This is a genomic window from Bradyrhizobium sp. SBR1B (assembly GCF_014198205.1).
Taxonomy (GTDB): Bacteria; Pseudomonadota; Alphaproteobacteria; order Rhizobiales; family Xanthobacteraceae; genus Bradyrhizobium.
In genome coordinates, this window is record NZ_JACIHC010000011.1 from 126,285 (window position 1) to 142,648 (window position 16,364).

The window sequence follows — 16,364 nt, forward strand, 5'->3', positions numbered from 1 at the left end:
CATATCTTAATATCGATCGGCCTGCTACCACACTTCCAGCGCCAAGAAGGGCGCGCGGGGAAGCGTTGGATGAGGATCTGCTTTATTGGAGCGGGAGCCTTGGGCTCGACCATCGGCGGCACGCTGGCGCGCGGCGGTGCCGAGGTGTGGTTGATCGATCCGTTCCAGGCTCATGTCGACGCCATCAATGCCACGGGCCTTCGGATGCTCGAAGGCGACGCCGAAACCATCGTGAAGGTCGCCGCTTGCACCTCCGCGGCCCAAGTCGGCGTAGAGGCCGACCTCGTCATCGTCCTTGTCAAATCCTACTACACGCGGGATGCGATCCGCGCTGCAGCGCCGATCATCGGGCCGCAGACGGTTGTGATGTCACTTCAGAACGGTCTTGGTCACGAGGACATCCTTTCGGAGGAAGTTGGTCGTGAGCGGGTGATGGCGGGCAAGACCTACGTTGGTGGCGTGCTGCTTGGCCCCGGTCATGTACGCTCCGGGGTCGTCGGCAAGGAAACCATCATCGGTGAACTTGACGGACGCTTGACCGAGCGCGCGCAGAGAATCTCCGAGGCTTTCAATCGTGCCGGCATTCTCACGCTGCTCAGCGACAACATCCTGGGCACGATGTGGGACAAGCTTTTTATCAACGTCGCCGGCGGCGGCGTTACTGCCATTACCGGCCTGACCTATGGCGGCCTCTATTCGCTCCCCATCCTGAAGGATTGTGCGCTGGCAGCGATTTCAGAGGGCATCGCGGTAGCGCAGGCGGCCGGCGTGAAGATCTCGATTACCGACCCACTCCGCGCCTGGACAATGGCATCCGCCGGTCTGCCGCCCGAGTTCAAGACGTCGATGTTGCAGAGCTTGCAGTCCGGCAATCCGACCGAGGTTGACTACATTCACGGCTCCGTCGTGCGTTGGGGCGCAAAGCTCAACGTGCCGACCCCGGTCAATTCTACCCTCGTCGCGTTGGTCAAAGGGCTCGAATACGCCCGCAGCGACTATCCTGGAAAGAGCTGAGACGATGTCGTTGCCTCGCGCTTATATCGAGCACGTCGCGATCCGTGTGCCGGACATTGATCGTCACGTTGACTTCTTTCGCGAGGTGCTTGGTCTCGCCATTCGCGACGAGCAACCCGCCGATGGTGCGCGCCCGCGCCAGGTGTGGGTGCTCGGAAGCGTGCAACTCATCGAAGATCCGAATTTTGTCGGACCGGAGGGGCGTCTCGCCCATCTCGGCATCATGGTCGACGACTACGAAGGCGTGCTGGTCCGCGCTGCCGCCTGGGGCGTCAGGGCGTTGCCCGCGGGGCCGAACTGGCTCGAACTGCCGGGCGGGCTCAACGTCGAAATCTTGCAAGCCAGCGCAGGCGCTGTGGAAGCCGCCCTGGCGATCAATCCACGGGCCTGAGGAAAACGCGACATGATCGATGAGCGCTACTGGGACGATGCCAAGGTCGGTGACGAATGCGTCACCCCCTCGGTGACGGTCACCGAGGCGATGGTCAATGCCTATGCCGAGTTGACGGGTGATTTCACCCCGGTCCACGTCGACGAGGAATACGCCAAGACCACACCATTCGGCACGCGCGTCGCGCACGGGCTGTTTGGTCTGTCGCTGGCCGACGGTTTGAAGACCCGTGCCGACTACCGTTTTCTTCCGGGAATGTCATTGGGCTGGACGTGGGATTTCAAGCTGCCGATCAAGCTCGGCGACACCGTGCACGTGAAGTTCCGTGTCGGCTCGATGCGCGCCACGAAGCGTGATGGGTGGGGCATCGTTGTGCTGCCCTCGGAGCTGATCAATCAGCGCGGCGAAGTGGTGCAGCTAGGCGAGCATCGGTTGATGATTCCGATGCGCCCGAAGAACAACGCCGCAGGAGAGCAGGCATGACCGCGCAAGAACTGCCGCTCCAAGATCTGCCGCTCAAAGGCATTCGCGTCATCGACTACAGCCATTTCCTGGCAGGCCCGTTTATGGGCCGTTGCCTCGCCGCGATGGGCGCGGAGGTCATCAAGGTGGAGCGCCCTAGGGAAGGCGATGCGGGACGCGCCCACGGATATTTCAAGGACGGGCAATCCGGCTATTTCCTGCAGCAGAACATGGGCAAGCAGGGGCTGTGCATCGACCTGCGCGACACGCGCGGTCTCGACATGATGATGAAGCTCGTCGACACGGCCGATGTCTTCATCGAGAACTACCGCCCCGGCGCACTCGAGCGCCTCGGGCTCGGTTACAAGGCGCTGTCGGCACGGAATCCCAGACTTATCTACTGCTCGGTCTCAGCCTATGGCCACACCGGTCCCTATGCCGACCGTCCGGGCTTCGGCCTGATCGCAGAGGCGATGTCGGGCGCCCTGGCGCAACTGGGCACTCCCGGTGAAGCTCCGCCGTTGCTGCGGATGCCGCTGGCAGACATGTATACCGGCATCCACGGCGTAGCAGCCGTCAACGGGGCGCTGGTCGGTCGCGTATCGTCCGGCCGTGGCCAACACATCGATCTGGCGCTGTACGACTGCATGGTCTCGATGCACGACTATGCGGTTCAGCGTTACTTCCTCTCCGACGGCGCCGACATGCCGAAGCAGACCGGCAGCGGACAGCCGGACTCGACCGTCTACGGCGTCTTCCCTGCCAAGGACGGTAATCTCGTCATCGCCGCGCAAGTCGATGATGCGTGGCGGCGATTGGCGACGCTGATCGGAGGGAACGCGTTGGCATCCGACCAGCGCTTCGCCCAACCTGCCGCACGCAACGCCCATTATGCCGAAGCCATGGAGATTGTGCGTAACTGGACGCTGTCGCAGCCGTCTCGGGATGCGTGTCTGGCGGCACTCGAGCAAGCAGGTGTGCCGTCCGCTCCCGTGCAGACCATCGGAGAAGTCGTGAAAGACCCGCAGATCCGCGCGCGCGGAATGCTGGTCGAGCAGGAGCATCCCGTGCTCGGCAAGGTGACACTGCCGAACCTGCCTTTCCGCTTCTCCGACTGCGACACCACGATACGCATGCCGGCGCCACTACTCGGTCAGGACAATCGGCGCATTGCCGCGTCACTGGGGCTGTCGCCTGAAACCGTCGACGCAATGGTGCGCGACGGCGTGCTGTACAACGAAGTCGCAGTGCAGGAGTGAGCGATGAGCGATCGTTATGCGGTGATTGGCAATCCGATCGGCTTCAGCAAGTCACCCCTTATCCATGGCACTTTCGCCAGAATGACGGGACAGGACCTTATCTATGAGGCAATCGAGGGACCCCTCGATGGTTTCAACGAGCGGGTTGATCAATTCCGGACCGAGGGCGCCAAGGGGCTGAACATCACCGCCCCGTTCAAGCTCGATGCCTTCGAGTACGCAAATGAGCTTTCGGAGAGCGCCGAGCGAGCTGGCGCCGCAAACTGCCTGAAGTTCGTCGGCGATCGGATCATTGCCGAGAATTTCGACGGGATCGGCCTCGTCCGTGACATCACCGTCAATCTCGGCGTCAAAATGGCCGGCCGCCGCGTCCTGATGCTCGGCGCTGGAGGAGCGGCCCGCGGCGCGATGCTGCCGTTCCTGCGCCAGGACCCCTCGGAGCTGGTTCTCGTCAACCGAACGCTGTCGAAAGCCGTGGCTTTGGCCGACGAGTTTGCCGGCTGTGGTCCCCTGATCGTCAGCGGCTACGCCGAGCTGGCCGATCTCGCGGAGGGCTACGACGTCGTCGTCAACGCGACGTCTGCCAGTCTGCGCGGTGAAATGCCGCCGCTTCCAGGCAATGTCTTCTGGGGGGCGGAGCTGGCCTACGAACTCGCCTACGGCAAGGGGCTCACGCCCTTTCTGCACACGGCCCGCGCCGAAGGCGTCGCCAAGCTCGCCGACGGCGTCGGCATGCTGGTGGAACAGGCGGCCGAAGCTTTTGCCTGGTGGCGCGGCGTTCGACCGAGCACGGCTCAGGTCATCGCCGAGCTGACCGTCCCATTGCGCTGACCGGCGGTGCCGAGCATGCAACCCAAACCCAGCTTCCTCGTCGGCCTGATCGGCAGCGGCATTGCTGCGTCCCGCACCCCGCCCATGCATGAAGCGGCCGCTGACGCTGCGGGCATCCGCTATCTCTACAAGAAGATCGATCTGTCCGACTTGAAGCTCGGTGCGGAGGCATTGCCGGAATTGCTCATGGCCGCGAGGCGGATGGGCTTTGACGGGCTGAATGTGACCCATCCCTGCAAGCAGGCGATTATTTCACTTCTGGACGAGCTCTCGCCCGACGCGGAGGCGCTTGGCGCCGTGAACACCGTGGTCATCAGGAATGGCCGAATGACCGGCCACAACACCGACTGGTTCGGCTTCGCCGAGAACTTCCGCCGCAACATGCAGGGCGCATCGCTCGGTCGGGTCGTCCAGCTCGGCGCGGGCGGCGCAGGCGCGGCAGTTGCTTTCGCGCTCATGAAGCTCGGCGTGCAGGAACTGACAATCATAGATCTCGATTTGGCCAAGGCACAGAGTGTGGTCGACGCGTTGTCCCCTCGGTTTGCAGAAGCGCACTTCAGGGTCGGCCGGGATGTCGCAGCGGCCGTGGCTGCCGCGGACGGCATCGTCAACGCAACGCCGATCGGCATGGAGAAGTATCCGGGCACGCCGCTGCCGACGGCCTTGCTGCGTCCCGATCTATGGGTCGCCGAGATCGTCTATTTCCCGCTGGAAACCGCACTGCTGCGCGAGGCCCGCGTGCTCGGCTGCCGCACCGTCGACGGTGGCGGCATGGCGATCTTCCAGGGCACCGAAGCTTTCCGCCTGTTCACGGGCATCTCACCTGATCCGGACGTTTTCTTCTCAACTTTCGCATCCCTGGGAGGGTGACACCCGGCCGATGGGCGAGCGGCACGCACAACGCCCGAGAGGAAACGCAAGATGGGCTATACGCTCGATTTCTCGGTGGTCTGGCAGGCGCTCCCAGCCTTGTTGTGGGGGTGCGTGGGGACGCTGGGGCTGGCGCTTGCCGGCATGACACTGGCGATGATCATCGGCGTCGCCGGCGTCGCGGCACGCGATTCGAAGGCGGCCTGGTTACGTGCCATCGTGATCGGCTTCGTCGAGATCGTGCGCAATACGCCTTTCCTGGTGCAGATCTTCTTTCTGTTCTTTGCACTGCCGCTCATCGGATTGAAGCTCAATCCGACCGCCACCGCCATTATCGCACTCGGCGTGAATGGAGGCGCGTACGCCATCGAGATCATCCGGGGCGGCGTGCAGTCCATTCACCAAGGACAGGTTGAGGCCGGCTACGCGCTCGGTTTGCACAAAGGACAGGTGTTCCGCTTCATTGTGCTCAAGCCCGCGCTTCGCGCGATCTACCCGTCGCTCACGGGGCAGTTCATCATGCTGACGCTGACCTCGTCGATCTGTTCGGCCGTCTCCGCCTATGAACTGACATCGGTTGCGCAGCGCATCGAAAGCGACACATTCCGCAGCTTCGAAGTCTATTTCTCCGTCACCTTCCTCTATCTCGCGATCTCCTGGCTGCTGATGCTCGGCTTTGCGGTCATCTCCCGCCGTTTCTTCTCTTATCCGACACGCTGAGGAGAGATCATGACACCGCATTTTGGCCTTCCGGAGTTCGGCTTCCTGTTACGTGGTCTGCAATGGACCGTGCTGCTGACGCTGGTCGCATTCGCAGGCGGCTGCACGGCGGGGCTTGCCGTCGCATTGATGCGGACCTGTGGTCACAAGGGCGTGGAATGGATCACCAGCGTCTACATCGGGATATTCCAGGGCACTCCGCTGCTGCTGCAGCTTTTCGTCGTGTATTACGGATTGGCGCTAACCGGGCTGAAGCTCGATGCCTTCGTCGCGGTAGCGATTGGTTTCACCGTCAACGCTTCCGCCTTCCTCGGCGAGATCTGGCGCGGCGCAATCCAGGCCGTTCCGCGCGGCCAGTCCGAGGCGGCAATGGCGCTCGGCCTGCATTATTCCTCCCGCATGCGCGACATCGTGCTGCCGCAGGCGATCCGCATCTCGCTGCCGGCGACCATCGGCTATCTCGTGCAACTCATCAAGGGCACCTCGCTCGCCGCCATCGTCGGCTTCATCGAACTCGCCCGCGCCGGTCAAATCGTATCGAACCAGACCTACCAGCCGTTGCTGGTCTTCGGCGTGGTTGGCGCGATGTATTTCATCCTCTGCTGGCCACTCTCATGGTGGGGCAGCCGGATGGAGGCCAGGCTCGCCCTGGCCAATCAAAGGTAGGAATGGCGCACCTACCCAATCAAATACAGCCATCACCAGGAGGAGGAGAACACCAAATGCTATTTTCGATCACTCGCCGCCGGCTCGGCATCGGGCTACTCGCACTGGCGGCTGTCGCCACGGCGGGTAAACTGCAGGCCGCTACGTTGGAAGACGTGAAGAAGAAGGGCGTCGTCGTCATCGGCATTCAGGGCGATAATGCGCCTTGGGGCTTTGTCGATAGCTCGGGAAAGCAGGAGGGCATCGATGCCGACATGGGGCGTGCCTTCGCTGAATTCCTCGGCGTGAAGGCCGAGTTCTCGCCTCTGGCCGTGGCCAATCGTATCCCGGCATTGACCACGGGCCGTGTGGACATCCTGTTCGCGACCATGGCTATGCTGCCGGAGCGTGCGAAGGCGGTGCAGTATTCCAAGCCGTACGTCGCCAATGAGATTACGCTCGTCGCGGCCCAGGCAACGCCGATCAGCAGCAATGCCGATATGGGCAAATATGTCATCGGTGTTCCGCGCTCCTCGACGCAAGATACGCAGGTCACCAACAACGCCCCGTCGGGCACCGAGATCCGCAGATTCGACGATGACGCGGCCACGATACAGGCACTGCTCTCTGGCCAGGTCCAGGCCGTCGGTGCGAACTTGTTTTACCCGCAGCGTCTGAACGCCGCGAAACCGGAGCTCGGGTTCGAACCGAAGCTTCATTTCTCCGCTCTGTACAACGGCGCATGTACGCGCCTGGGAGACAAGGAGTGGAACGAGACGGTCAACAAGTTCATCGACCAGATCAAGTCGAACGGCAAGCTGGCCGCCTTCTACGCCAAATGGATGAAGGTGCCGGTCCCGGTTTTCCCCGACTCGGTCCCCGGCGTCCCTTTCACCGTTCAGTAGTCCCTGCGAGCGGCCGACGCGCGATCCGCGTTGGCCGCCGCCCGACAGCGGAGGCCAGCATGCAGGACCAGATCCTAATCGAAATGAAGCGTGTGCAGAAGTGGTACGGCGGGTACCAAGCTCTCCGCGATGTCGATCTCACCGTGCGCAAGGGCGAGAAGATCGTGCTCTGCGGTCCGTCCGGTTCGGGCAAGTCGACGCTGATCCGCTGTATCAACCGCCTGGAGGCGATCCAGCAGGGCAGTATCGTGGTGAACGGTCATCGGCTGGACGACAGCATCAAGGCGATCGATGTCGTACGTCAGGACGTCGGCATGGTTTTTCAGAGCTTCAACCTTTTTCCGCATATGACGGTGTTGCAGAACTGCATGCTCGCCCCCATTCGCGCGCGCCGCATCGGCAAGGCCGAGGCAGAGGCGACCGCGCGAAAATACCTGGAGCGGGTACGCATTGGTGACCAGGCCGACAAATATCCGGCTCAGCTTTCGGGCGGCCAGCAGCAATGTGTCGCGATCGCGCGTGCTCTCCGTATGCAGCCCAAGGTGATGCTGTTTGACGAGCCGACCTCGGCTCTCGATCCTGAAATGGTCAAGGAGGTGCTCGATACGATGATTGGCCTCGCCAACGACGGCATGACCATGATTTGCGTCACCCACGAGATGGGCTTTGCCCGCCAGGTTGCCGATCGTGTCATCTTCATGGCCGAAGGGCACATCATCGAGGAAGGCGCGCCCGACGTCTTCTTCCGCAATCCACAGCACGCCCGCACCAGGCAGTTCCTCGGCGAGATCCTTGCCCATCACTCTTCCATGAGTCGTCTTGTCTACGTCCTCAACGGGCCAAATCTCAATTTGCTTGGCAAACGCCAGCCTCACATCTACGGTCACGAGACGCTTGCGGACGTGGAGCGGGATTGCCGGGCGCTGGCCGCGGAGCTCGGCCTGGAGATGCGCTTTTACCAATCGAACAGAGAATACGAGCTGATCGACTGGATCCACGAGGCGCGCGAGACGGCTGCCGGTATCGTGATGAATCCCGCGGCCTTCACCCATACGTCGGTCGCCATCCTGGATGCCTTGAACACGTTCGAGGGGACAGTGATCGAGGTGCATATTTCCAACGTGCACAAACGCGAGGAATTCCGCCACCACTCGTTTGTCTCCAAACGAGCTGATGGGATCATCGCGGGCTTCGGCACGCAAGGTTATCTGCTCGGCTTGCGTCGCGTGGCCAAGCTGCTCGATGAGAAGAAGGGCTAGTATCGCATGAGTGCACCCGTCCGCCTGTCAGTGATGGGAGCGGGTCTCATCGGCGAGCGACACATCGAACACATTCTCGCGCGGCCGAAGGCGTTGCAGCGGAAACCGGAGATCTCGTGTCGGTTTGATACTGGAAGGTGAAGCCGGCCTTGTTCAGACCCTTTGGCTGGTCCTCGTTACGGCGTTGCGGCGGCCCAGGGCCGCCGCAGCCGCATCGGGACGCCGCCGCCGGGCGGCGGGTCGTCGTCATCATCATCGAGCTTCCGCAGCGCGGCGAGAATGTCCGCGAGCCGGATCGGCTGATCCATGCCGGGAATCTCGCGCAGCGCTGGATGGGATTCGACCGCGTACATGTCCGAGGCCCAGGACGACAATATGATCCGCTTCTCCGCTGTCGAGAGCTTGCCATCGTCGAGGACGGCGCTTGGCGATGCATAATGCGCAGCGGGATGGAACAGCGCGCCGAGACCGCCGGTGGTCGCATTGGCATTGGTCATCACTCGTCTCCCTCTACACTCCTTTCGAAGGGATGGTCCGATCGGCGGATGGCGATCCGGTCGCCATCCGCCAGGGTGGTCGCTGTCGAACGCGTTCGACCGGCCTAAGCCGCTTTCTTCTGCTCGATCTGCGGTGACGCAGCACCCGCGATCTGGATCCGGCGCGGCTTCATGGCTTCCGGAATCTCGCGCAGCAGATCGATGACCAGGAGACCGTCCTGGAAAGCGGCCTGCTTGACCTGGACGTAGTCGGCGAGATTGAACACGCGGCGGAACGGACGCGCGGCGATACCCTGATAGAGATATTCACGCGTGGCGCTGTCCGGCTTCCGGCCCTCGATGGTGAGCGCGTTCTGTTCGGCGGTCACGCTGATGTCGTTGACGCCAAAGCCCGCCACGGCCAGCGTGATCCGGTATTGGTCTTCGCCGGAGCGCTCGATGTTGTAGGGGGGATAATTGTCCTCGCCCGCCTGGCGCAGCGTGCTGTCGACGAGGTCGGCCAGATGGTCGAAGCCGATGGTGGAGCGCCACAGCGGCGCGAAGTCAAAGGTGGTCCTCATACCAAGTCCTCCAAAGAGCAAGAGGATACGAAGGAGCGCCGTTAAGGAATCGGGAACGGATCCGAAGACCCCGGCCCGGCGCCCGCGCCGGACCCGATCGGGCATCCGGCACACCGCTCTCGCGGCGAAAAACGACTTAGAGCGCCGCAAGGCCCTTGCAAGAGGGATGCGCAAAATTTTTTTCGGGCACCCCCAACTGTGTCAAGGAAGCGGCGAAAGAGGATCTTGACAGCAAAACAAGCCTGAATATTTTTTGCGCCGGAAGATGTTTCTTCCCGCACCGCAAATTCGAAAAGGACCGTGAAAGACCGTCAGGAGTGACGACGATGCTCGATCAGGATTTCGCCCGCATCCGCGCGCACCGCAACAACCTCTCTCGTTATCGACGCTTGCTCAAGACCGAGCTGTCGGACATTGAGCGCCAGTTTATCGAACGACGCCTCGCCGAGGAGCAGACCGCGCTCGAGGCTCTCGCCGCCGATGCCTTCCCGGCCGCATTCACCGTTCCGAACACGCCATCGGCGATTGCCACGACCGGAGCGGAACGATGAGTGACGTCCGCAATCTCCTCATCAGCGGCAGCGAGAAGGTGATCGGGCACTATCGCGTGTTGCTGGCCGGTGCCAGAAGCGAGAGCGAACGCGAGCTCTATCGCGCCCGGATCGAGCGCGAGCAGCGCCTGCTTGACGCCCTGCGGGGCGGCCTGCCGGATCGATCCGCGGCATGAACCGGCGGGCACGAGTCATTCCGGAAATTTGCTGGCGAGCGTGCGGCCTTCCTGCACCAGCATGGCCACGAACGCCGTGATCTTCGGCGGCCGGAACCGGGCCGCGGGATACACGGCATGGATGCCGCCAGTCGGCAGGCTCCAGGACGGCAGGACATGGACCAGCCGGCGGGACTTCAAATGCTCCGCGACCAAATAGTCGGGCAGCACGCAGAGTCCGCCGCCGGCAAGCGCGGCGCCCAGCACCGCAGGCGTCGTGTTGATCGAGATCGACTGCCGCATGCGGATCGTGCGGCTGTCGATATCGCGTCTGGTGAAGCGCCAGACCAGTGGCTCGTCGAGCGCGCCGTTGGCGATGAATGGCAGAGCGGCAAGCTCGTCGGGCGTCTTGCTCCGGAACGCCGCCGCCACGTCCGGCGCGGCCACCAGCAATTGTCGAAACGATCCGATCCGCCTGGCCTGCTGACTTGAATCGTTCAACCAGCCGACCCGGACAGGTCGATCTGGTTGGCGAGGAGGTCCGTTCGCGTGTCCGACAGGATCAGCTCGACGGCGCAAGCGGGATATTTGCGCGCAAACTTCGCTGCCAGCGGCGCGATCATCGTTGCGCCATAGTCGTTCGGCGCGGCGATCCGCAGCATGCCCATCGGCTCGGCATTGGTCTGGGCGAGCTCGTCCACGGCATCTTCCGCCGTGCGCAGGATCATGACGCAGCGGGCATGCAGCAACCGGCCGGCTTCGGTCGGCTCGACCCTCCTGGTGGTCCGCAGCAGCAGAGCCGTTTTCAATTCTGCTTCGAGCCGTGCCACCTGCTGGCTGACGACGGTCTTCGTGATGCCGAGGCGCTCGGCAGCGCGTGTGAACGAGCCGGCATCGACCACGGCTGCGAAATAGGCGAGGCGGTTGAGGTTGATCGCTTCCATGCGGTCGCCATTGTCAGCTAATAACAAACAATATGTACCATTATCTGATATTTATCAAATAATGATCGGCCGCTAGGTTCTCCGCATCGAACATTGGCGGCCCGAAAATCATGCAAATCACCTATCTCTTCGACCCTCTCTGCGGCTGGTGCTACGGCGCATCGCCGGTGCTGGAGCAGCTTGCCGCGCACGGCGATGCGACGCTGGTGCTGGCACCGACCGGCCTGTTTGCGGGCCCCGCGGCGCGGACCATGGACCAGCATTTTGCCGCCTATGCCTGGCAGAACGACCAGCGCATCGCACGGTTGACCGGCCAGCCGTTCAGTGAGGCCTATCGCACCGGCATTCTCGGCAATACCGGCAGCCTGTTCGACTCGGCGCCGGCGACCCTTGGCGTCGTCGCCGTAGGCCTGGTTGATCCGGCTCGTGAGCTCGAGGCGCTCAAGCTCTTGCAGCGCGCCCGCTATGTTGATGGCCGCGACAATTCCAACCTTCAAGTCGTCGCCGATTTGCTCGACGGCGCGCAACTGACCGATGCGGCGCGGCGCCTGCGGGCGCCTGACGATGCATTGATCGCGGCTTACCAGGCGCGGACCGCGGCCGCGCGCGCCGACATGACGCGATTTGGGGCCGGTGGCGTGCCGGCCCTAGTGGTCGGCGAGGGCGCGGGGCGGAGGCTGCTCGACGGCAGCATGCTGTTCGGGCGGTTCGATCTGCTGGCCGCGCAACTCCGTGCCGCCTGATCATCCAAACCGATTTTCCCTGCAGAGTTCAATGGAGAGAGCCATGTTGTCGAGGAGACAGATCATGAAGACCAGCCTTGCCGCGGGTGCCGCCGCATTATTCGCACCCGCCGAAGTCGGTCATGCCGCGGAGGGCAAGCTGAGCTGGAAACATTTTCCCGCAGGCCCCAATGGATTTTTCCGTGCGCCCGTCCTGCTTTCCGGTCCGACCGAGGCGGTGCTGATCGACGGCGGCTTCTCCTATCCGGACGGACGCGCGCTCGTCGAGGCGATCAAGGCGAGCGGCAAGAAGCTCACCACCATCTATGTCAGCCAATCCGATCCGGACTATTATTTCAGCCTGAAGCCGGTGCGCGAGGCGTTCCCGACTGCCAAGGTGCTGGCGGCGTCCGCGACGCTCGCGGCCATCAAGGCGAATGTGGAGAAGAAGCTCGCCGTCTGGGGACCGCAGCTCAAGGAGAACGGTCCGCAGACGCTCGCCGATGTCGTGCTGCCGGACGCGTTCGATGGGGCTTCTCTTGCGGTTGACGGCGAGGCGATCGAAATCGTCAACGCCGAAGGTCTCGCCAACCGCCGCTATCTCTTCGTTCCGTCCTTGAATGCCGTGTTCGGCGGCGTGATGATCTTCTCCGGCGTGCATGTCTGGACCGCCGATACGCCGACCAAGGAGCAGCGCGCAGCCTGGGTCGCCAACCTCGACAAGATCGCGGCCCGCAAGCCGTCTCTCGTCGTGCCGGGCCACATGGCAGCGGGCGTCGCCGTCGATCTTTCCGCTGTCGATCACACCAGGAAATATCTGCTCGCGTTCGACGAAGAGCTGGCCAAGGCCGCTGACAGCGCTGCGCTGAAGGCTGCCATGGAAGCGCGCTTCCCGAATCTCGGCATGGGCGTCGCGCTCGATATCGGCTCCAAGGTCGCCAAGGGCGAGATGAAGTGGGGCTGAGGGGAGAAGCTACGCCAACGCGGCCGACAATTTGCGCATTACCCGGTCGAGCACCGCCACTTCCTCGGCGGTCAGCGCCCCAAGCAGCTTCGTCTCCCGCGCCAGCGCGTAGGGCACGATCTTGCGATAAAGCGCGCGACCGGCTGGGGTCAGCGAGACGATCAGCTCGCGCCGATCGTCGGGATGGTGCTTGCGGCCGGCGATGCCGCGCGACTCCAGGCCCTGCACGGCGCGGCTGACCTGCATCTTGTCGAGCGTCGTCAGCGGGCCGATCTCCTTGGTCGCAATCTCCGGGCGCACGCCGAGAATGGCGAGCACGCGCCATTCCTGCCGTGTCAGCGCAAAACGTTCGGAATAGACCTCGGCAACCGCCAGCGACACCTGCTCGGCAAGGCGTGCCAGCCGGTACGGAAAATATCGCTGCAGGTCCAGCTCGACGCCATCCTGCGCCGTGGCGGCTTTGGCCGCTTCGCCGCGCGCCACGCTTGAACGTCCCATCACGCGATTCCCGTCGCCGACCCACTCGAAAAATTCTTCGGAGTGGATTGATCCAGATCAAATTCAGGAAATAGTAACATCTGATACTAATTTCGCAACCGCAAATCCAGGGAGCGAAACGCCATGAAAATCGAGAAGATCCATCACGTCGCCTATCGCTGCGTCGATGCCAAGGCGACTGTCGAGTTCTACAAGACCGTCATGAACATGGATCTTCTCGGCGCCATTGCCGAGGATCGGGTGCCTTCGATCAAGGCGCCCGATCCCTACATGCACATCTTCCTCGATGCCGGGAACGGCAACATCCTCGCCTTCTTCGAGCTGCCGAACTCGCCGCCTATGGGCCGCGATCCCAACACGCCGGAATGGACCCAGCACATCGCCTTCCAGGTCAAGGACCTCGCCGAGCTCGAAGAGGCCAAGGCGCGCGCGGAGGCCGTCGGCCTCGACGTCGTCGGCATTACCGACCACACCATCTTCAAGTCGATCTATTTCCGAGACCCGAGCGGCCATCGCCTGGAGATCGCGGTCTGGACCGCGACGCCAGAGCAGATCGACCGCATGAAGTCGGTCGCGCACGAGATGGTCGAGGAATGGTCGCGCACCAAGCGCCCGCCGCGCCACACCGCCTGGATGCACGAGAAGGAATTCGCGGACCCGCATTGATCCCGGCACGCGCATCAGGAAGCGAACATGACGAGCTACATCTATCCGAAGTTCGGCTATCGGCGTTCCCAAGAGCAGGCCGAGGGGATCGTGAAGCGGCATCCGATCGTGGTGATCGGCGCAGGTCCCATCGGCCTGACCGCGGCGCTCGATTGCGCGGCGCGCGGCCAGCCGGTCGTGGTGCTCGACGACAACGACACCGTCTCGATCGGCTCGCGCGCGGTCTGCTACGCCAAGCGACCGCTCGAAATCTGGGACCGCCTCGACTGCGCGGCGCCCATGGTCGAGCGCGGCGTGAGCTGGAACGTCGGGAGGGTCTTCTTCCAGGACCAGCTGTCCTACCAGTTCGATCTGTTGCCCGAGGCCGACCACCAATGGCCGGCCATGATCAATCTGCAGCAATATCATCTGGAAGAGATGCTGGTTGCCAAATGCCGGGCCAATCCGCTGATCGAGCTGCGCTGGAAGCACCGGCTCCTCAGCCTCAAGCAGGCCGCCGACCACGCCACGCTGGCGGTCGAAACGCCCGACGGCATCTTCCCCATGGAGGCGCAATGGGTGATCGCCTGCGACGGGGCCAACTCCGACGTGCGCAAGATGGTGGGGGCCGAGTTCACGGGACAGTACTTCCAGGACCGCTTCCTGATCGCCGACGTCGCCATGAAGGCGGATTTCCCGACCGAGCGCTGGTTCTGGTTCGATCCGCCGTTCCACCGCGGCCAGTCCGTGCTGCTGCACCGGCAGGCGGACAAGATCTGGCGCATCGACTTCCAGCTCGGCTGGGAAGCTGATCCCGATGAGGAAACGAGGCCCGAGCGGGTGATACCGCGCATTCGTGCCATGCTCGGCGAGGACACCGAGTTCGTGCTCGAATGGGTCTCGATCTATCAGTTCGCCTGCCGGCGCATCGACAATTTCCGCCAGGGCCGGGTGTTGTTCGCCGGCGATGCCGCGCACCAGGTCTCGCCGTTCGGCGCGCGCGGTGCCAATACCGGCGTCCAGGACATCGACAATCTCGCCTGGAAGCTCGCGATGGTGCTGCGCGGCGAGGCGTCGGAAGCACTGCTCGACAGCTATCACGAGGAGCGCGCCTATGCCGCCGACGACAACATCCTGAACTCGACGCGCGCCACCGACTTCATCACGCCGAAGACGAAAGCGAGCCGCTATTTCCGTGACGCGGTGCTGGAGCTCGCCCGCCATCACGCCTTTGCGCGGCCTCTGGTCAACAGCGGCCGTCTCTCGACGCCGACGCCCTATGTGACGTCGGCGCTCAATACCCCCGATGACGACGCGATGATGGGCGGCGTGCGGCCCGGCACCAATGCGGCCGATGCGCCGATCACGGTGGATGGCAAGCCCGCCTGGTTCCTCCATTGTCTCGGCGATGGCTTCACGGTCGTGGCCTTCGGCAAGGAGACCGACAAGACCGAGATCGCGATGGGTCCCCTCAAAGCGAAACTCATTGTCGTCGGCCGCGACATCGCCGATCCCTCCGGCCTGCTTGCCGAGCGCTACGACGCTTCGGCCGGGACCACCTACCTGTTCCGGCCCGATCAATACGTCGCGGCACGCTGGACCGGATTCGACGAGGCTGAGATCGCGGATGCGATGTTGCGGGCCTCCGGGCACGACACCGCCGGACGGAAGGAGCTGGCAGCATGACGCTCAATTTGTCACCCAACATCGCCGATCCCGACGACTTCTACGCCGAGCTGATCGACAGCCAGCGAGATCTCGACGAGGAGCAGGCGCTGCGGATGAACGCACGGCTGATCCTGTTGCTCGCCAATCACATCGGCGACCGCAAGGTGCTCACGGAGGCGATCGGCTGCGCCCGCACCGGCGGCAGCGTCGAAAAGCCATAGGGGCCAAGCTGGAGCAAAAGCCGCTTTTTGATTTGGCTCAACGTAAACTCGGTGAAGTTCGACACCTTGTAGGCCCACCCCAAGGACGGAGGAAGCGCCATGCCAGGTCGAACCATTGCTGCAGCGTTGCTGCTCGCCACTTTGGGCCAGCCGGCTTGGGCTCAATCGCCAGCGGACCATCAGAGCCACCATCCCGGACAGGAGCAGGCGCCGGCCTCGCCGCAGTCGAGTTTTTCTGCAAACCCATCCGCCGAGCGGCAGAGCCCGATGCGCGGTGGAGATATGATGGGAATGATGGGGCGCGGAATGATGGCACAGGGAATGAAGGGGCATGGTGCGACAGGCGGTGACGCCATGGGACCGCCGGTCGCCTTTCGCATCATCTTCGCGCTGATGGATGCCGATGGCGACGGAACCGTCTCGTTGCCCGAGTTTCAGGTCGCGCACGAACGAATTTTCAAGGCCATGGATCGCGACAAGGACGGGAAGCTCACTCCGGACGAGATGATGGCGTTCATGCACGGGAACAAGAGCGCCGTCCCGCAGCAATAGCGAGTGGAAGCCGAAGGGCGGGCGCGCCAAG

General features: G+C 63.2%; 21 protein-coding genes and 2 pseudogenes. 19 read left to right on the top strand and 4 right to left on the bottom strand.

The features are described from left to right. Positions 1-69 precede the first annotated feature (69 nt). The 11 genes and pseudogenes from GGD61_RS25315 (at position 70) to aroQ (ending at position 8,356) form a co-directional block, all read left to right on the top strand. Entirely contained in the window at positions 70-1,014 is a 945-nt protein-coding gene (locus GGD61_RS25315; protein WP_183231471.1) for a ketopantoate reductase family protein, read from the top strand. Positions 1,015-1,018: 4 nt separating this feature from the next. Continuing rightward, the gene (locus GGD61_RS25320; protein ID WP_092259901.1) at positions 1,019-1,405 is read left to right on the top strand and encodes a VOC family protein; all 387 of its coding nucleotides are present in this window, start codon (positions 1,019-1,021) and stop codon (positions 1,403-1,405) included. Positions 1,406-1,417: 12 nt separating this feature from the next. Continuing rightward, positions 1,418-1,888 carry a MaoC/PaaZ C-terminal domain-containing protein gene (locus GGD61_RS25325; protein WP_092259899.1) on the top strand — a complete coding sequence of 157 codons (471 nt, stop codon included), beginning with the start codon at positions 1,418-1,420 and terminating at the stop codon, positions 1,886-1,888. Beyond that, the gene (locus tag GGD61_RS25330) at positions 1,885-3,126 is read left to right on the top strand and encodes a CaiB/BaiF CoA-transferase family protein (RefSeq protein ID WP_177237269.1); all 1,242 of its coding nucleotides are present in this window, start codon (positions 1,885-1,887) and stop codon (positions 3,124-3,126) included. The genes GGD61_RS25325 and GGD61_RS25330 overlap by 4 nt, the downstream gene beginning before the upstream one ends. Before the next feature lie 3 nt (positions 3,127-3,129). Continuing rightward, a complete protein-coding gene (aroE, locus tag GGD61_RS25335; RefSeq protein WP_092259897.1) occupies positions 3,130-3,957 on the top strand; it encodes a shikimate dehydrogenase in 828 nt (275 codons plus the stop codon). Between the two features lie 15 nt (positions 3,958-3,972). Continuing rightward, a complete protein-coding gene (locus GGD61_RS25340) occupies positions 3,973-4,827 on the top strand; it encodes a shikimate dehydrogenase (protein WP_183231472.1) in 855 nt (284 codons plus the stop codon). A gap of 51 nt (positions 4,828-4,878) precedes the next feature. Continuing rightward, the gene (locus tag GGD61_RS25345; RefSeq protein WP_183231473.1) at positions 4,879-5,547 is read left to right on the top strand and encodes an amino acid ABC transporter permease; all 669 of its coding nucleotides are present in this window, start codon (positions 4,879-4,881) and stop codon (positions 5,545-5,547) included. A 9-nt stretch (positions 5,548-5,556) separates the two neighbouring features. Next, positions 5,557-6,213, top strand: a complete 657-nt coding sequence (locus tag GGD61_RS25350) for an amino acid ABC transporter permease (protein WP_092259891.1) — start codon at positions 5,557-5,559, stop codon at positions 6,211-6,213. A gap of 56 nt (positions 6,214-6,269) precedes the next feature. Further along, positions 6,270-7,097 carry a transporter substrate-binding domain-containing protein gene (locus GGD61_RS25355; RefSeq protein ID WP_183231474.1) on the top strand — a complete coding sequence of 276 codons (828 nt, stop codon included), beginning with the start codon at positions 6,270-6,272 and terminating at the stop codon, positions 7,095-7,097. Between the two features lie 59 nt (positions 7,098-7,156). Then, positions 7,157-7,900: pseudogene (locus GGD61_RS40690) on the top strand (amino acid ABC transporter ATP-binding protein); the annotation flags it as partial. A 6-nt stretch (positions 7,901-7,906) separates the two neighbouring features. Beyond that, positions 7,907-8,356 carry a type II 3-dehydroquinate dehydratase gene (aroQ, locus tag GGD61_RS40695; protein WP_092259886.1) on the top strand — a complete coding sequence of 150 codons (450 nt, stop codon included), beginning with the start codon at positions 7,907-7,909 and terminating at the stop codon, positions 8,354-8,356. A 176-nt stretch (positions 8,357-8,532) separates the two neighbouring features. On the opposite strand, the gene GGD61_RS25365 is transcribed toward aroQ, so the two are convergent. Next, the gene (locus tag GGD61_RS25365) at positions 8,533-8,853 is read right to left on the bottom strand and encodes a hypothetical protein (RefSeq protein WP_092259884.1); all 321 of its coding nucleotides are present in this window, start codon (positions 8,851-8,853) and stop codon (positions 8,533-8,535) included. 104 nt (positions 8,854-8,957) lie between these two features. Continuing rightward, entirely contained in the window at positions 8,958-9,413 is a 456-nt protein-coding gene (locus tag GGD61_RS25370; RefSeq protein ID WP_018322651.1) for an Hsp20 family protein, read from the bottom strand. 326 nt (positions 9,414-9,739) lie between these two features. On the opposite strand from GGD61_RS25370, the gene GGD61_RS25375 reads away from it, so the two are divergent. Both GGD61_RS25375 and GGD61_RS25380 read left to right on the top strand, forming a co-directional pair. Further along, entirely contained in the window at positions 9,740-9,964 is a 225-nt protein-coding gene (locus tag GGD61_RS25375) for a hypothetical protein (RefSeq protein WP_049815116.1), read from the top strand. After that, positions 9,961-10,140 carry a hypothetical protein gene (locus GGD61_RS25380; RefSeq protein ID WP_028143162.1) on the top strand — a complete coding sequence of 60 codons (180 nt, stop codon included), beginning with the start codon at positions 9,961-9,963 and terminating at the stop codon, positions 10,138-10,140. Before GGD61_RS25375 ends, GGD61_RS25380 begins: the two co-directional genes overlap by 4 nt. Positions 10,141-10,155: 15 nt before the next feature. On the opposite strand, the pseudogene GGD61_RS25385 reads toward GGD61_RS25380, so the two are convergent. After that, positions 10,156-11,063, bottom strand: a pseudogene (locus GGD61_RS25385) (LysR substrate-binding domain-containing protein). A 110-nt stretch (positions 11,064-11,173) separates the two neighbouring features. Here GGD61_RS25385 and GGD61_RS25390 point away from each other — a divergent pair. Both GGD61_RS25390 and GGD61_RS25395 read left to right on the top strand, forming a co-directional pair. Continuing rightward, a complete protein-coding gene (locus tag GGD61_RS25390) occupies positions 11,174-11,806 on the top strand; it encodes a DsbA family protein (protein ID WP_183231476.1) in 633 nt (210 codons plus the stop codon). Positions 11,807-11,849: 43 nt separating this feature from the next. After that, a complete protein-coding gene (locus tag GGD61_RS25395; RefSeq protein ID WP_183231477.1) occupies positions 11,850-12,749 on the top strand; it encodes an MBL fold metallo-hydrolase in 900 nt (299 codons plus the stop codon). Positions 12,750-12,758: 9 nt separating this feature from the next. On the opposite strand, the gene GGD61_RS25400 is transcribed toward GGD61_RS25395, so the two are convergent. Next, positions 12,759-13,247 carry a MarR family winged helix-turn-helix transcriptional regulator gene (locus GGD61_RS25400; RefSeq protein ID WP_183231478.1) on the bottom strand — a complete coding sequence of 163 codons (489 nt, stop codon included), beginning with the start codon at positions 13,245-13,247 and terminating at the stop codon, positions 12,759-12,761. A 123-nt stretch (positions 13,248-13,370) separates the two neighbouring features. On the opposite strand from GGD61_RS25400, the gene GGD61_RS25405 reads away from it, so the two are divergent. The 4 genes from GGD61_RS25405 (at position 13,371) to GGD61_RS41685 (ending at position 16,333) form a co-directional block, all read left to right on the top strand. Continuing rightward, entirely contained in the window at positions 13,371-13,913 is a 543-nt protein-coding gene (locus GGD61_RS25405) for a VOC family protein (RefSeq protein ID WP_183231479.1), read from the top strand. Positions 13,914-13,940: 27 nt separating this feature from the next. Further along, positions 13,941-15,578 carry an FAD-dependent oxidoreductase gene (locus tag GGD61_RS25410; protein WP_183231480.1) on the top strand — a complete coding sequence of 546 codons (1,638 nt, stop codon included), beginning with the start codon at positions 13,941-13,943 and terminating at the stop codon, positions 15,576-15,578. After that, positions 15,575-15,781 carry a DUF2783 domain-containing protein gene (locus GGD61_RS25415; protein ID WP_092259868.1) on the top strand — a complete coding sequence of 69 codons (207 nt, stop codon included), beginning with the start codon at positions 15,575-15,577 and terminating at the stop codon, positions 15,779-15,781. The genes GGD61_RS25410 and GGD61_RS25415 overlap by 4 nt, the downstream gene beginning before the upstream one ends. Positions 15,782-16,072: 291 nt before the next feature. Then, a complete protein-coding gene (locus tag GGD61_RS41685; RefSeq protein WP_409362471.1) occupies positions 16,073-16,333 on the top strand; it encodes an EF-hand domain-containing protein in 261 nt (86 codons plus the stop codon). The last annotated feature ends 31 nt before the right edge of the window (positions 16,334-16,364 follow it).

Excerpts from the sequence above, each read along its gene's own strand:
- GGD61_RS25315 (WP_183231471.1), top strand. The coding sequence starts at position 70 with ATGAGGATCTGCTTTATTGGAGCGGGAGCCTTGGGCTCGACCATCGGC.
- GGD61_RS25320 (WP_092259901.1), top strand. The coding sequence starts at position 1,019 with ATGTCGTTGCCTCGCGCTTATATCGAGCACGTCGCGATCCGTGTGCCG.
- GGD61_RS25325 (WP_092259899.1), top strand. The coding sequence starts at position 1,418 with ATGATCGATGAGCGCTACTGGGACGATGCCAAGGTCGGTGACGAATGC.
- GGD61_RS25330 (WP_177237269.1), top strand. The coding sequence starts at position 1,885 with ATGACCGCGCAAGAACTGCCGCTCCAAGATCTGCCGCTCAAAGGCATT.
- aroE (WP_092259897.1), top strand. The coding sequence starts at position 3,130 with ATGAGCGATCGTTATGCGGTGATTGGCAATCCGATCGGCTTCAGCAAG.
- GGD61_RS25340 (WP_183231472.1), top strand. The coding sequence starts at position 3,973 with ATGCAACCCAAACCCAGCTTCCTCGTCGGCCTGATCGGCAGCGGCATT.
- GGD61_RS25345 (WP_183231473.1), top strand. The coding sequence starts at position 4,879 with ATGGGCTATACGCTCGATTTCTCGGTGGTCTGGCAGGCGCTCCCAGCC.
- GGD61_RS25350 (WP_092259891.1), top strand. The coding sequence starts at position 5,557 with ATGACACCGCATTTTGGCCTTCCGGAGTTCGGCTTCCTGTTACGTGGT.
- GGD61_RS25355 (WP_183231474.1), top strand. The coding sequence starts at position 6,270 with ATGCTATTTTCGATCACTCGCCGCCGGCTCGGCATCGGGCTACTCGCA.
- aroQ (WP_092259886.1), top strand. The coding sequence starts at position 7,907 with ATGAGTCGTCTTGTCTACGTCCTCAACGGGCCAAATCTCAATTTGCTT.
- GGD61_RS25365 (WP_092259884.1), bottom strand. The coding sequence starts at position 8,853 with ATGACCAATGCCAATGCGACCACCGGCGGTCTCGGCGCGCTGTTCCAT.
- GGD61_RS25370 (WP_018322651.1), bottom strand. The coding sequence starts at position 9,413 with ATGAGGACCACCTTTGACTTCGCGCCGCTGTGGCGCTCCACCATCGGC.
- GGD61_RS25375 (WP_049815116.1), top strand. The coding sequence starts at position 9,740 with ATGCTCGATCAGGATTTCGCCCGCATCCGCGCGCACCGCAACAACCTC.
- GGD61_RS25380 (WP_028143162.1), top strand. The coding sequence starts at position 9,961 with ATGAGTGACGTCCGCAATCTCCTCATCAGCGGCAGCGAGAAGGTGATC.
- GGD61_RS25390 (WP_183231476.1), top strand. The coding sequence starts at position 11,174 with ATGCAAATCACCTATCTCTTCGACCCTCTCTGCGGCTGGTGCTACGGC.
- GGD61_RS25395 (WP_183231477.1), top strand. The coding sequence starts at position 11,850 with ATGTTGTCGAGGAGACAGATCATGAAGACCAGCCTTGCCGCGGGTGCC.
- GGD61_RS25400 (WP_183231478.1), bottom strand. The coding sequence starts at position 13,247 with ATGGGACGTTCAAGCGTGGCGCGCGGCGAAGCGGCCAAAGCCGCCACG.
- GGD61_RS25405 (WP_183231479.1), top strand. The coding sequence starts at position 13,371 with ATGAAAATCGAGAAGATCCATCACGTCGCCTATCGCTGCGTCGATGCC.
- GGD61_RS25410 (WP_183231480.1), top strand. The coding sequence starts at position 13,941 with ATGACGAGCTACATCTATCCGAAGTTCGGCTATCGGCGTTCCCAAGAG.
- GGD61_RS25415 (WP_092259868.1), top strand. The coding sequence starts at position 15,575 with ATGACGCTCAATTTGTCACCCAACATCGCCGATCCCGACGACTTCTAC.
- GGD61_RS41685 (WP_409362471.1), top strand. The coding sequence starts at position 16,073 with ATGATGGGGCGCGGAATGATGGCACAGGGAATGAAGGGGCATGGTGCG.